Here is a 13,044-nt window from a genome sequence, read left to right on the forward strand (position 1 = left end):
CAAATCGATGACAAATGGCAATCGAGGGGATTTCCCCAAGGAGACAAGCCATGGATGTAACGCAGAAGGAAGCAGCGGGGCGTGTGAATCGCGTCCCGGTGGGATTGTCGACGCTAACCGTTTGCCTGACCTTGGGCTTGGCGCCGATGACCTGGGCGGCCAACGAGGCCGATAACGTCCAACAATTGCGCTCCGAGCTGGACGATCTCAAGCAGCGCTATGTCAACGAGGTGCGACGATTGCGCGAGATCGACGCGCGCTTGATGGCGGTGCAGACACGCCTGTCCGAGGCGGGGGTTGCCCCGGAGGGTGACCTCGAAACCACGCCAGAGAGTGGCGCCCAGGCCACCATGAGCGGTGACGCGGCCGATGAGACCGCGCGCACCGCTCCAACCGCTGAAGACAAGCGTGAGGCGACGCGGCGCAGCGTCGATGACTTCCTGCAGCAGGAACACGTGGCCTTCGATCGGCCGCTGGTGATCGAGGCCGGCTTCGAGTACAGCCGATATGACCGCACCCAGTTGACGCTCAACGGCTTTCTGGCCCTCGATGCGATCTTCCTGGGCAATATCGCGGTCGACAACGTTGCCTCCGACACCTTCAAGTACACGCTCGCCGCCCGATACGGGCTGACACCGCGCTGGAACATCGGCATTTCGGCGCCGTTCATTCAGCGCTATACCACCTATCAGAAAGGCGGTGCCGGCGGTTCGGCCGCGGCGTTTGCCGAGGTGGATCAGACCAGTGACCTCGCGATCGGTGACACCACGGTCAACCTCAGTTATCGGCTGCTTCCGGAAACGGCCAGTCGGCCCGACGTCGTGCTGACCGGTAGCGTGATCGCGCCGACGGGCCGTGAACCCTATGGCGTCGACTGGCGAGTGATCGAGACGGGCGAGGATGCCGACGGCAACTCCTTCGTCCGTTTTGCGGTGCCTGAAGAACAGGCCACCGGCAACGGTCTTTGGGGTGTCGGTGCGTCGGTCTCGGCGGTCAAGACGCTCGATCCGGCACTGCTGTTCGCCAACTTCGGCTACACGCACTACATTTCGCGCAGTTTTGACGATCTCAACAACGACCCCGATACCGTCAATCCCGGCGAAGTGAGCCTCGGCGGCAGCTGGAACTGGGGCTTGGGCCTGGCATTCGCGCTGAACGATCGCGCCAGCCTGTCGATGTCGTACTCGCAGCAGATCAACGGTAAGGCCCGCACCAAGTACGAGGGGGAAGAGTGGGTCGATCTGATCGGCAGTGACGCCAATTCCGCCATGTTCAATCTCGGTCTTACCTACGCCCTGGGCAAGAAGACCACCCTGGTAACGACCCTCGGTGTCGGCCTGACACCGGATGCGCCGGACTTCACTCTGGGTATCCGCATCCCTTACGCGCTCTGACCACCCGAACGGGTGGCGCCGACCGATTCTCCTGCGGTCTTTCCTCCACCGCCCGTGTCAGGCCGGGCCGGGGGATTTTTTGCGTTAAGGTAAGCGGTTCGCTTGTCCCTGCCAGCCGGCATCGCCCGGATCGGGGAAGGATCGTCATAGTATTGAGGAGCGTCGATGGACGATTTTCGCACCTGGCACTGGCTGGAAACGGTGATTGAGCTCGGCGGGCTCAAGCCGGCCTCGGAACGGCTGCACCGAACCCCGTCGACCATCAGTCACGCTATCAAGCAGCTCGAGCGTCGCATCGGAGTGACACTGGTGGAAACACGGGCACGACGGATTCAACTGACCGAGGCCGGGTCGATCCTGCTCGAACACATGCGCCCACTGATTCGCGAGCTCGAAGGGGTGCGCGGGGTGATCGAACAATTCCGGGACACAGGCGCGTCGGTCATGCGTCTGGCGGTCGATCAGGTCTTTCCCCACGACCGGCTGATTCAGGCGATGGAGCGTTTTTCAACGGATTTCCCGCATACCCGGCTCGAGTTGTTCGAGACGGTGCTCGGGGGTGGGCCTGCCTTGTTCCGGGACGCGGAGGTGGGCATCTACCTGGGGCTTGAACCGGTAGGCGATCACACCGGTGTACAGGTCGGTCGGGTGCGCTTTGTTCCCTGTGTCGGCCCGGGCCACCCCCTGGCCCGGGAAGTCGAGGCCATGCCGGCGGGGCAGCTTCTCGCCGAGGGGCAACTGCGCCAGCATCGGCAGGTCGTGCTGCGCGACTCGCACCCCGAGCGCGGGGCGAATGCCGGCTGGCTAGGCGCGGCACAGCGGATTACGGTTGATCACCTGCACACGGCCGTTGAGCTGATGCGATCGGGGCTGGGTTTCGGCTGGTTGCCGGAACATCAGGCCCGTGATGAGTCGGACCTGACGGTCTTGCCCGTCGAAGAAGGGTTGTGTCCCGAGGCGGCATTAATGCTGTATCGGCAGCGTGAACTGATGGCGAGCCCGGCCCACCAGTGCATGATGGAATCGCTGGTCGATTCGTCACTGGGCTGATTCGTGTGGCGGCCAATCAGTCTGGAGAGCGGCGTGGGGCCTGATCAGGCTGCGGCACGCTCGGCGGCAAGCTGCCGGATCTTCTCGATCATGTTCGACAGGCCGGTCGCGCGATTGGCCGACAGATGCGATGACAGGCCCAGATCGTCGATGAAGTCGCCATCGGTTGCCAGAATCTCCTCCGCGGTTCGCCCCGAATAGACGCGAAAGAGCAGGGCGATCAGGCCGTTGACGATCATGGCGTCACTGGCGCCGCGTAAATCGAGACGGTTGCCGTCCCATTCATAGTCGAACCACACTTGCGACTGGCAACCATGAAACTTGTGCGCCTCGTCCTGTTTCTCGGACGGGAAGGCGGGCATCTGCTTGCCCATGTCCATGATGTACTGGTAGCGCTCGGTCCAGTCGCCGAGGAAGGCGAATTCGTCCTTGAGTGCCTGGATTTCGGCGTCGATGCTGGGCGCCTGCTCGGCCATCGGTAGACTCCTGATCAGTCGGTTTCGTGAACGGTGAAGCTCTCGCCGCAGCCGCAACTGTCCTCGACGTTGGGATTGTTGACGTGAAGCATGCGGGTCAGACCATCGACCACGTAGTCGAGCTCCGAGCCGCGGATCGCATCCAGGCTTTGCGGGTCGGTAATGATCGGCATGCCATCGCAATCGAACCAGAGGTCGTCCTCGGCCACGTCGCGTGCCGCGTCCATCACGTAGGCGAAGCCCGAACAGCCCGACTTCTTGATCCCCAGCCGCAACCCGAGCGCCGCCGGATCGTCGGCGAACGTCCGCTCGAGATGCTTTCTTGCCGCCTCAGTCATGGTTAAACGCTGCTCGGCCGGCAGGGCAGCGGCGTGACCTCGCGCGGCCTCGATTCGGGCCGGGTCGACCGGGGAAACCGGTGTGTCATTGACGGGTTGTGCGCTGTGCGTCTGAGCGGTCATGGACCACCTCCAGCAAAGTTCGCCTCAGCCGCCACGCGGCGTCTTGGCGACGAAAATGGTGTCGTTTTCGACTCGAATATCGTAACAGTCGATCGGCTCGTAGGCCGGTGCCGAGAGCGGCTCACCGTCGCGGAGACAGAACTGGGCGTCGTGCCATGGACAGGTGATGATGTCGCCGTCCAGCGGACCCTCGGAGATGGGGAGGTCCTGGTGGCTGCACTCGTCGGCGACCGCCAGGATGACCCCATCGGCATTGATCACGAGAATGTCGACATCCGGGCCTTCCACCACGCGGCGTTCGCCCGGGGCGAGCTCTCGCTGCTCACAGACCCGGATCCAGTTTTCGTCGAGGGATTCGCTCACGGTTTCTCTCTTAACGATTTGATTTGTTTAGAAGGCGTTCGTTCCAACCGGGCTAGAACATGCCGGTGGCTAACTTCGCCTCGTCGGACATCATCTCGCGGCTCCAGGGCGGGTCGAATACCAGTTCCACCGCGGCCTCTTCGATGGTGGGAATCTCCATGATCCGCTGATGCGCATCCGAGGCGATTACGCCCCCCATGCCGCAGCCGGGAGCGGTGAGGGTCATGTCGACCTCCACCCGGCGACCGGCGACCGGCAGCGATTCGACCTTGACCTTGTAGACCAGGCCGAGGTCGACGATGTTGATCGGGATCTCGGGGTCGAATACGCCGCGCAGCTGCTCCCAGACCATTTCCTCGACCTCGTCGTCGGAGGCGTTTTCCGGCAGTTCCGGCTGCGGGGGCGGCTCCTTGCCCAGTGCGTCCGCATCCTTGCCCTCGACCCGCAGCAGGTGACCGCGAGCCTTGATGGTGAAACTGCCACCCAGGGCCTGCATCAGTTCGACGGGCGTGTCCTTCGAGGCGAGCACCTTCTGCCCCGAGGGCACCATGGTGCAGACCACGTCACGGCTCAGTCGAATGCGTTCCATCGGTTCCACGGTTTGTTCTCTCCGTTCAGACGAGCATGTCGCGCACGCGGGTGACCGCGGCGACGAACTGGTCGATCTCGTCGAGTGTGTTGTAGAAGGCCGCGGACGCGCGGGCCGTACCTGCCGGCGCGTCGAAGCAGTGCATCAGCGGCATCGCACAGTGATGACCGGTACGCACGGCAATGCCCATCGAGTCGAGCAGGGTACCGATGTCGTGCGGATGCGCCCCGTCGATGAGAAACGAGACCACCGGCACCTTGTGCGCGGCCTGACCCACGATCCGCAGCCCCGGGATGTCGGACAGCCCGCTGCTCATGCGCTCGAGCAGCGCCGCCTCGTGGCGCTCGATCGCCAGCCAATCCAGCCCGTCGGCCCATTCGAGGGCGGCGCCGAAGCCGATCGCGCCCTCGATATTGGGCGTGCCGGCCTCGAATTTCGATGGCGGCGGGGCGAAGCGCACGCCGTCAAAACGCACCTCTTCGATCATGTCACCGCCACCCATGAACGGCGGCAGGCGGTCGAACCAGTCGCCGCGGGCGTACAGGGCGCCGACCCCACTGGGGCCGAATACCTTGTGACTCGAACAGGCGTAGAAGTCGCAACCGAGCGCCTGGACGTCCACCGGCCCGTGCGGCAGTCCCTGGGCACCATCGACCAGCACCGGCACATCGTGCCCATGCGCGATCTCGACGATGCGTGCCACCGGATTGATCGTGCCGAGCGCGTTCGAGACGTGATTGACTGCCACCAACCGGGTGCGGTCGGTGATCAGGTCGGGCAGGGCATCGATCTTGAGCTCGCCCTGCTCGTTGACCGGGATGGTGCGGATCACGATGCCCTTGCGCTGCCCGAGCATCAGCCACGGGACGATGTTGGCGTGGTGCTCGAGCTCGCTCAAGATCACCTCGTCACCGGCCCGCCAGTCGTCCGAGAGCGAGTGGGCCAGCAGGTTGATCGCCTCGGTCACGCCGCGGACGAACACGATTTCGCGCTCGTGCTCGGCATTGAGCGAGCGGGCGATCCGGGTGCGGGCGTTCTCGAAGCGCTCGCTGGCACGGGCCGACAGCGTGTGCACACCGCGGTGGATGTTGGCGTTGTCCTGCTCGTAGAACTCGCGGATCGTGTCGATCACGACCCGTGGTTTCTGCGTGGTCGCCGCATTGTCGAGATAGACCAGCGGCTTGCCGTGCACCTCTTGGTCGAGCGCCGGAAACTGGGCCCGGATCGCATCGACCGAGAATGGCTGGGTGCGACCGTCGTCTGCCATCACGCCGTCTCGTTGCCGGCAGTGTCACGCTCGCCGAGACGTTGCTCGACGCGCTCGGTGAGCCAATCGCGCAGTTCGACCAGCGGGATCTCGTCGATGACCTCCTGGGCGAAACCGGCGATCAGCAGGCCGCGGGCCTCGTCCAGCTGCAGGCCACGGGAACGCAGGTAGAACAGCGCTTCCTGGTCGAGCCGGCCGATGGTCGCGCCGTGCGAGCAGCTGACGTCGTCGGCATAGATCTCGAGCTCGGGCTTGGCATCGATCTCGGCGTTGTCCGACAGGATCAGGTTGTTGCTCGACTGATACGCCTGGATGCGCTGGGCATCCTCCTCGATCAGGATGCGTCCCTTGAAGATGCCGCGACCGGCATCGTCGGCAATGGTGCGGTAGTGCTCGTTGCTGGTGGTATCGGCCGCGGCGTGCGTGATGCGGGTATGGGTGTCCAGCACCTGCTTGCCGCGCGGCATCATCAGACCGATCAGGTTGGTATGCGCGCCGGTGCCTCCCACGTGAATGTCGTATTCACGGCGGATCATGCGACCGCCCAGCTGAACGTTGTAGCTGTGGTAGCGCGCATCGCGGTCCAGCTCGGCGAAGGTGCGCGCCGTGGTCAGGCGCGACTCACCGTCGAGCCCCAGCGCGATGTGCGTCAGGGCGGCGTTGGCGGCGATCGTCGAGACGATCACGCTGTTGCGCCAGGTCGGCTGCTCGCCAACCGTCTCGATGTGTTCGATCACGGTCGCGGCCGCACTCTGACCCAGTCGAATGAGCACGCGTGGGTGACTCATGACCGATTCGGTCGCCCCGTCGAGCCATTCGATCACGATCGGACGGTCGATGGCCGCGTTGGCCGCGACGTCGATCACCACCCCTTCGCGTGCCATGGCGGTGTTCAGGGTCACCAGCGCGTCGTTGGGATTGTCGACGCTGGGCGCCGGGGTAGGGGAGAACGCCGCCTGCCGTGTTGCCTCGTCGGCATCGGCCAGCGCGGTGATGCTCAGACCCTCGGGTGCGTTGTCGGGCACACCCTGGAACACGCCGTCGATAAAGCGCAGACGCAATGGGTTGTCCAGCGGCAGGCGGATGCCCGGCTCGATATCCGCGCCGACCCCGGACGGGGCGTTGAATCGACCACGCTGGATGGCGCGCAGGTTGGTCCAGCGCCATTCCTCGTCACGCAGGCCGGGCAGGCCAGTCGATGCGACCTGTTCGCGTGCACTGCGAGCGATGGTTTCCGGGGCGGCCGCCGTCTCCGGGATGGCCGTCTTGAGCCAGTCGGGAAGTTCCTGGCGCATTACGATGCCTCCTCGAGGATCTCCTGGTAACCCTCGGCTTCCAGGCGGTGGGCGAGGGTCTTGTCACCGGACTTGATGATCTTGCCCTTGTAGAGCACGTGGACGAAGTCCGGCTCGACGTAGTTCAACAGGCGCTGGTAATGAGTGACCAGGATGATGCCGCGCTCCTCGCCACGCATGCGGTTGATGCCGTCTGACACCACCTTGAGCGCGTCGATGTCGAGGCCCGAATCGGTCTCGTCGAGCAGGGCTAGCTTGGGCTCGAGCAGCAGCATCTGCAGGATCTCGTTGCGCTTCTTCTCGCCGCCGGAGAAGCCGGCGTTCACGCCGCGATGCAGGAAGGCATCGTCCATGTCCATGCTGGCGACCAGCTCGCGCACCTGCTTCATGAAGGTGAAGGTGTCGATCTCGTCGAGACCCTGCGCTTCGCGCTTGGCGTTCAGCGCCTCCTTGAGCAGGTAGATGTTCTTCACGCCCGGGATCTCGACCGGGTGCTGGAAGCCCAGCAGCATGCCGGCCACGGCGCGCTCCTCGGTCTCCATTTCCAGCAGATCCTTGCCGTCGAAGGTGATCGTGCCCTGGGTGACTTCGTAGCCGTCACGGCCACCGAGCACGTGGCAGAGCGTGCTCTTGCCAGAGCCGTTGGGGCCCATGATGGCGTGGACCTCGCCGGCGTTGATGCTCAGGTTGATCCCCTTGAGGATCTCCTTGCCATCGATTTCGGCGTGCAGATTCTTAATTTCGAGAAGTGCCATGTTGAAAAGCCTCAATAGTTTGTTCGGTTAACCCGTTGATCAAACGGGTCTTAGCCCACGGATCCCTCGAGGGAGACGGCCAGCAGGGCCTGTGCCTCGACGGCGAACTCCATGGGCAGTTCGTTGAATACGTCCTTGCAGAAGCCGCTGACCACCATGTTCATCGCGTCTTCCTCGGACAGGCCGCGCGAGCGCAGGTAGAACATCTGGTCGTCGCTGACCTTGGAGGTGGTTGCCTCGTGTTCGACCTGGGCGCTGGCGTTCTTGGCCTCGATGTACGGGAACGTGTGGGCGCCACAGCGATCGCCGATCAGCAGCGAGTCGCACTGGGTGAAATTGCGGGCCTCGGTCGCGGTCTTGCCGATGTGTACCAGCCCGCGGTAGGCATTCTCCGCCCGACCGGCGGAAATGCCCTTGGAGACGATCGTCGAGCGGGTGCGCTTGCCCAGATGGATCATCTTGGTGCCCGAGTCGATCTGCTGGTAGTTGTTGCCCACGGCCACCGAGTAGAACTCGCCGACCGAGTCATCGCCCTTGAGCACGCAGCTGGGGTACTTCCAGGTGATCGCCGAGCCGGCCTCAACCTGGGTCCAGGTGATCTTGGACCGGTCGCCGCGGCATTCGCCACGCTTGGTGACGAAGTTGTAGATGCCGCCCTTGCCTTCCTCGTCGCCCGGGTACCAGTTCTGGACGGTGGAGTACTTGATGGCGGCGTCGTCCAGTGCCACGAGCTCGACCACCGCCGCGTGCAGCTGGTTCTCGTCGCGCTGCGGGGCGGTGCAGCCCTCGAGGTAGCTGACCGAGGCGCCTTCCTCGGCGATGATCAGCGTGCGCTCGAACTGGCCGGTGTTTTGCGCATTGATGCGGAAGTACGTCGACAGCTCCATCGGGCAGGTCACGCCCTTGGGGACATAGACGAACGAGCCGTCGGAGAACACCGCCGAGTTGAGGGCAGCGAAGTAGTTGTCGCCCTGCGGCACGACGGTGCCGAGGTACTTCTTGACCAGTTCCGGGTGGTTCTCGACCGCCTCGGAGAACGAACAGAAGATCACACCGGCCTCGGCGAGCTTTTCCTTGAAGGTGGTGGTCACCGAGACCGAATCGAACACGGCGTCGACCGCGACGTTCGCCCCCTTGACCCCGGCCAGTGCCGCCCGCTCGTGCAGCGGGATACCCAGCTTCTCGTAGGTCTCGAGGAGCTTCGGGTCGACGTCATCGAGCGATTCCGGCGCGTCGGCGTCGAGCTCTTCCTGAGACTTGGGCGCGGCATAGTAGGAAAGCGCCTGGTAGTCGATCTTGGGATAATGGACGTGTGCCCATTCCGGCTCCTTCATGGTCTGCCAATGGCGGAAGGCCGACAGGCGCCACTCGAGCATGAACTCCGGCTCATGCTTCTTCGCTGAGATCATGCGGACCACGTCTTCATCAAGACCGGGCGGGATGATCTCCTGCTCGATGTCGGTCGTGAAACCGTACTTGTACTCGCGCTTGACGAGTTGTTCGAGTTCCTGGGTTTCGGTCATGTCGTTATCACCTGGTCGAAGGCTGATGGCCGGTCGGTCGCGCCGCCCGGCGGTGTTCGTGTCGGGAATCCCTTCAGGAGGCGCCGGCCCGGGAGTGAGCGCCGGCTTGGGCGTCGGGGTCCTTCACCTCGCCGCCGCGCGACCGCTCGTACCACACGGGCACCTGCGTCGTGATCGCGCTCTCTTTTACCGGCCGCGTCATGTCGGCCAGCGTGGTGGCGTCCAACAGGGCGTGTACGCCGCGGTTGATCGCCTCCCAGTGGGGGCGAACGGCGCAATCGCCCTGCATCGAGCAATCGTGATCGGGGCGAAAGCAGTCGGTCATCGCGATCGGGCCGTCAATGGCCTCGATGATTTCGGCGAGCGTGATCTTCTCGGCCGGCCGGGCAAGAAAGTAGCCGCCGCTTCGCCCCTGACGGGACTGCACGATGCCCTCGCCGTTGAGCAACTTGAGCAGCTTCCCCACCGTCGGCATGCTGATGCCGGTACGCTCGGCCAGAGCCCGGGCGTTGGCGCGCTGTTCGCTGGGTTTTTCGCGCGGATCACCGGCCAATGCCGTCAGTAGCACGATGGCGTAATCGCTCAGTCGGCTGATCTTCAACATGCCTGCCTCCGCGGGTAGCGGTCCGATGCCCCCGATTGCCGGCGGCACGGGAGTGCGCCACCGGCAACCGGATAAGTCCGTTAAAAGTACTAAAACGGTACGGTTTAATCAAGCCGTGTGGTCAAGCGCGCCACGGCATCTCCTGAATGTCGTCGTTATCGGGCTTAAGCCTTTGTCCCGGCTTCGATTTGACGGCGATTTCTGCTATCTTTCGCCCCCTTTCCCAACGCCGGAATGACGAGGAATTCGTTCACGTGACGACGACAGCCACCGACAAGACATCCGTGCCCACCGACGGCGCCGGCAAGCGGCTCTACATCAAGACCTGGGGCTGCCAGATGAACGAGTACGATTCGGCCAAGATGGCCGACGTGCTGGGCGTCTCGCGCGGCTTTGAGCCGGTTGCCGACCCGGCCGAGGCCGATGTGATCCTGCTCAACACCTGCTCGATCCGCGAAAAGGCACAAGAGAAGGTCTTCTCCCAGCTGGGCCAGTGGCGCCCGCTCAAGGAAAAGAACCCGGACCTGATTATCGGCGTGGGTGGTTGTGTCGCGAGTCAGGAAGGCGAGGCGCTGCGTGAGCGCGCGCCGTTCGTCGATATCGTTTTTGGTCCGCAGACACTGCACCGACTGCCGGAGATGGTGGCGGTGGTCGAGGCCGAGCGAAAGCCGGTGGTCGACATCTCCTTCCCGGAGATCGAGAAGTTCGACAACCTGCCGGACCCGCGCGCCGACGGCCCGGTGGCGTTCGTCTCGATCATGGAAGGCTGCTCGAAGTACTGCACCTTCTGCGTGGTGCCCTACACCCGGGGCGAGGAGATCTCGCGGCCGTTCGACGACGTCGTGGCCGAAGTCGCCGACCTGGCCGAGCAGGGCGTGCGCGAGGTCAATCTGCTGGGCCAGAACGTCAACGCCTACCAGGGCCCGATGCATGACGGGCAGATCGCCGATCTCGCGCTGTTGATCGAGGTGATTGCCCAGGTCGACGGTATCGATCGCATCCGATTCACCACCTCCCACCCGGTGGAGTTCACCGATCGCCTGGTCGAGGCCTACCGCAATGTGCCGGAGCTGGCGAGCTTCCTCCACCTGCCGGTGCAATCGGGCTCCGATCGGGTGCTGGCGCTGATGAAGCGCGGCCACACCGCGATGGAATACAAGTCCAAGATCCGCAAGTTGCGTCAGGCGCGCCCGGGCATCTCGATCTCCTCGGACTTCATCATCGGCTTCCCCGGCGAGACCGACCGGGATTTCGAGCAGACCATGAAGCTGATCGAGGACATCGGCTTCGATCACTCCTTCTCGTTTGTCTACAGCGCCCGCCCGGGCACGCCGGCATCCAACCTGCCGGACGACCAGCCCGAGGAAATCAAGAAGGCGCGTCTCAAGCGGTTGCAGTCGCGCATTACCGAGTTCGAGCAGGAGATCTCCCGCGCCATGCTCGGCACGACGCAGACGGTGCTGGTGCAGGGACCGTCGAAGAAGGACCCCAACGAGTTGATGGGCAAGACCGAGAACAATCGCAGCGTGATCTTCCGCGGCCGCCCGGGCCTGGTGGGGCTGTTCGTGGATCTGGAGATCACCCAGGTCAACCCGAACTCCCTGCGCGGCGAGTTCATCGATATTCATCCGACAGACCGTGAGCGGGCCAAGGCCCGCAACCTGGTGGCAGCGTAATGACCGAGACACAAGCCGAACGGCTTGAATTCGCCCTGGAGCCGACCGACAACGAACGGCTGGCCAACCTGGCCGGCACGTTCGACGAGCACCTGCGCATGATCGAGCGCCGGCTCGGGGTGGAGATCAATCACCGCGGCAATCTGTTTGCCGTCATCGGTCCGGCCGCCGTGGCCGGCCAGGTGGAGACCCTGCTCGCCGATCTCTACAAGCTCAGCGAGAGCCAGGTGATCGACCCCGAGCGGGTCAACCTCGGGATGCAGGAAGCCGGCATGGAAGAGGCGCCTCCGCCACCGGGTGACGAGGTGATGATCAAGACCTTGCGCGGCATTGTCCGCGGACGGGGCAATCGCCAGGTGCAGTACCTCAAGGCGATCCGCGAGTCGGATCTCAACTTCGGCATCGGCCCGGCGGGAACCGGCAAGACCTACCTGGCCGTCGCCAGTGCCATCGACGCCTTCGAGCGCGGCCAGGTCCAGCGGATCGTGCTGGTCCGCCCGGCGGTCGAGGCGGGCGAGAAGCTGGGTTTCCTGCCCGGGGATCTCGCCCAGAAGATCGACCCGTACCTGCGGCCCATGTACGACGCCCTCTACGAGATGATGGGCTTCGACAAGGTCAACCGCCTGATCGAGCGCAACGTGATTGAGGTCGCCCCGCTGGCCTTCATGCGCGGGCGCACGCTCAACGAATCGTTCGTCATCCTCGACGAGGCGCAGAACACCAGCATCGAGCAGATGAAGATGTTCCTGACGCGGATCGGCTTCGGCACCTCCGCGGTGGTCACTGGCGACATCACCCAGGTCGACCTGCCCAAGGGGGTCACCTCGGGCCTGCGTCACGCCATCGACATGCTCAGCGACGTCGAGGGCGTTCAGTTCACGTTCTTCCAGAGTCGCGATGTGGTGCGCCACCCGCTGGTCAAGCGCATCATCGACGCCTACGAGAGCCGGGGACGGGCGACGGATTGAACGGTACCGTTTCGATCGACCGGCAGCGGGCCTGCGGGGCGCGCTGTCCGTCGCGTGAGACGCTCGCGCAATGGGTTGCTAGCACCCTCGATGAGCTGGGTTCGCGAGGACCCGGGGTGGGCGAGGTGACGGTTCGGTATGTCGAGCCCGAGGAAAGCCGCTCGCTCAACGCGCAGTTTCGCCACAAGGACCGGCCGACCAATGTCCTGTCGTTTCCCGCCGCGGAGGATCCGGACGAATTGATCACGTTGCCGGGATCCGATCGACCATACCTGGGCGATCTCGTCATCTGCCCGGCGATCGTGGAGCGCGAGGCGGCCGAGCAGGGCAAGAGTCGGCGCGCCCATCACGCCCACATGGCGGTACATGGGATTTTGCACCTGTTGGGCTATGATCACCTCACCGACGAGGAGGCCGAGCAAATGGAATCGATCGAGATTCGCGTGCTCGGCTCGTTGGGTTACCCCGATCCCTATGCCTGAAATCGCAACCGTCGCGACCTGAGAAACCACGTCGCCCGTTGAACCGATCTCGTTGATTTTCCCTTAACTTCACTCCTTCTCAAAAAGAGCCCCATGGAAGACGAACCTCCTAGTACGGACTCGCCGCGCGGGTCCATGTTG

The 13,044-nt window shown here is 64.0% G+C and carries 14 protein-coding genes; 5 read left to right on the forward strand and 9 right to left on the reverse strand.

Annotated elements, in window-relative coordinates; all coding sequences use genetic code 11:
* Positions 1 to 50: 50 nt before the first annotated feature.
* Together SR882_RS06390 and SR882_RS06395 are read left to right on the forward strand one after the other, a co-directional pair.
* Positions 51 to 1,394, forward strand: coding sequence for a transporter family protein (locus SR882_RS06390; RefSeq protein WP_322520427.1), 1,344 nt, complete (start codon positions 51 to 53; stop codon positions 1,392 to 1,394).
* A 165-nt stretch (positions 1,395 to 1,559) separates the two neighbouring features.
* Positions 1,560 to 2,444, forward strand: a complete 885-nt coding sequence (locus SR882_RS06395) for a LysR family transcriptional regulator (RefSeq protein WP_322520428.1) — start codon at positions 1,560 to 1,562, stop codon at positions 2,442 to 2,444.
* A gap of 44 nt (positions 2,445 to 2,488) precedes the next feature.
* On the opposite strand, the gene SR882_RS06400 is transcribed toward SR882_RS06395, so the two are convergent.
* The 9 genes from SR882_RS06400 to SR882_RS06440 form a co-directional block, all read right to left on the reverse strand.
* On the reverse strand, positions 2,489 to 2,920 hold the full coding sequence (locus tag SR882_RS06400; RefSeq protein WP_322520429.1) for a SufE family protein: 432 nt from the start codon (positions 2,918 to 2,920) through the stop codon (positions 2,489 to 2,491).
* A 14-nt stretch (positions 2,921 to 2,934) separates the two neighbouring features.
* Positions 2,935 to 3,381 (reverse strand): HesB/IscA family protein, encoded by a 447-nt coding sequence (locus tag SR882_RS06405; RefSeq protein WP_322520430.1) that lies wholly within the window; start codon positions 3,379 to 3,381, stop codon positions 2,935 to 2,937.
* 24 nt (positions 3,382 to 3,405) lie between these two features.
* Positions 3,406 to 3,744: a non-heme iron oxygenase ferredoxin subunit gene (locus SR882_RS06410; RefSeq protein ID WP_322520431.1), complete on the reverse strand. Its 339-nt coding sequence runs from the start codon at positions 3,742 to 3,744 to the stop codon at positions 3,406 to 3,408.
* A 52-nt stretch (positions 3,745 to 3,796) separates the two neighbouring features.
* Positions 3,797 to 4,342 (reverse strand): putative Fe-S cluster assembly protein SufT, encoded by a 546-nt coding sequence (sufT, locus tag SR882_RS06415; protein WP_322520432.1) that lies wholly within the window; start codon positions 4,340 to 4,342, stop codon positions 3,797 to 3,799.
* A gap of 16 nt (positions 4,343 to 4,358) precedes the next feature.
* A complete protein-coding gene (locus tag SR882_RS06420; RefSeq protein WP_322520433.1) occupies positions 4,359 to 5,600 on the reverse strand; it encodes an aminotransferase class V-fold PLP-dependent enzyme in 1,242 nt (413 codons plus the stop codon).
* Positions 5,600 to 6,895 (reverse strand): Fe-S cluster assembly protein SufD, encoded by a 1,296-nt coding sequence (gene sufD / locus SR882_RS06425; protein WP_322520434.1) that lies wholly within the window; start codon positions 6,893 to 6,895, stop codon positions 5,600 to 5,602. The genes SR882_RS06420 and sufD overlap by 1 nt, the downstream gene beginning before the upstream one ends.
* Entirely contained in the window at positions 6,895 to 7,650 is a 756-nt protein-coding gene (gene sufC / locus SR882_RS06430) for a Fe-S cluster assembly ATPase SufC (protein WP_322520435.1), read from the reverse strand. The genes sufD and sufC overlap by 1 nt, the downstream gene beginning before the upstream one ends.
* Before the next feature lie 50 nt (positions 7,651 to 7,700).
* Positions 7,701 to 9,173 (reverse strand): Fe-S cluster assembly protein SufB, encoded by a 1,473-nt coding sequence (sufB, locus tag SR882_RS06435; protein WP_322520436.1) that lies wholly within the window; start codon positions 9,171 to 9,173, stop codon positions 7,701 to 7,703.
* Between the two features lie 73 nt (positions 9,174 to 9,246).
* The gene (locus tag SR882_RS06440; RefSeq protein WP_322520437.1) at positions 9,247 to 9,777 is read right to left on the reverse strand and encodes an SUF system Fe-S cluster assembly regulator; all 531 of its coding nucleotides are present in this window, start codon (positions 9,775 to 9,777) and stop codon (positions 9,247 to 9,249) included.
* 254 nt (positions 9,778 to 10,031) lie between these two features.
* Between SR882_RS06440 and miaB the strand changes: the two genes are divergently transcribed.
* From miaB to ybeY, 3 genes are read left to right on the forward strand one after another with little or no spacing between them, the layout of a single operon-like run.
* Positions 10,032 to 11,453, forward strand: a complete 1,422-nt coding sequence (gene miaB / locus SR882_RS06445) for a tRNA (N6-isopentenyl adenosine(37)-C2)-methylthiotransferase MiaB (RefSeq protein ID WP_322520438.1) — start codon at positions 10,032 to 10,034, stop codon at positions 11,451 to 11,453.
* Positions 11,453 to 12,421 carry a PhoH family protein gene (locus tag SR882_RS06450; RefSeq protein ID WP_322520439.1) on the forward strand — a complete coding sequence of 323 codons (969 nt, stop codon included), beginning with the start codon at positions 11,453 to 11,455 and terminating at the stop codon, positions 12,419 to 12,421. Before miaB ends, SR882_RS06450 begins: the two co-directional genes overlap by 1 nt.
* Positions 12,418 to 12,903, forward strand: a complete 486-nt coding sequence (gene ybeY / locus SR882_RS06455; RefSeq protein ID WP_322520440.1) for an rRNA maturation RNase YbeY — start codon at positions 12,418 to 12,420, stop codon at positions 12,901 to 12,903. Before SR882_RS06450 ends, ybeY begins: the two co-directional genes overlap by 4 nt.
* The last annotated feature ends 141 nt before the right edge of the window (positions 12,904 to 13,044 follow it).

Source organism: Guyparkeria halophila, from assembly GCF_034479635.1.
GTDB classification, from domain to species: domain Bacteria; phylum Pseudomonadota; class Gammaproteobacteria; order Halothiobacillales; family Halothiobacillaceae; genus Guyparkeria; species Guyparkeria halophila.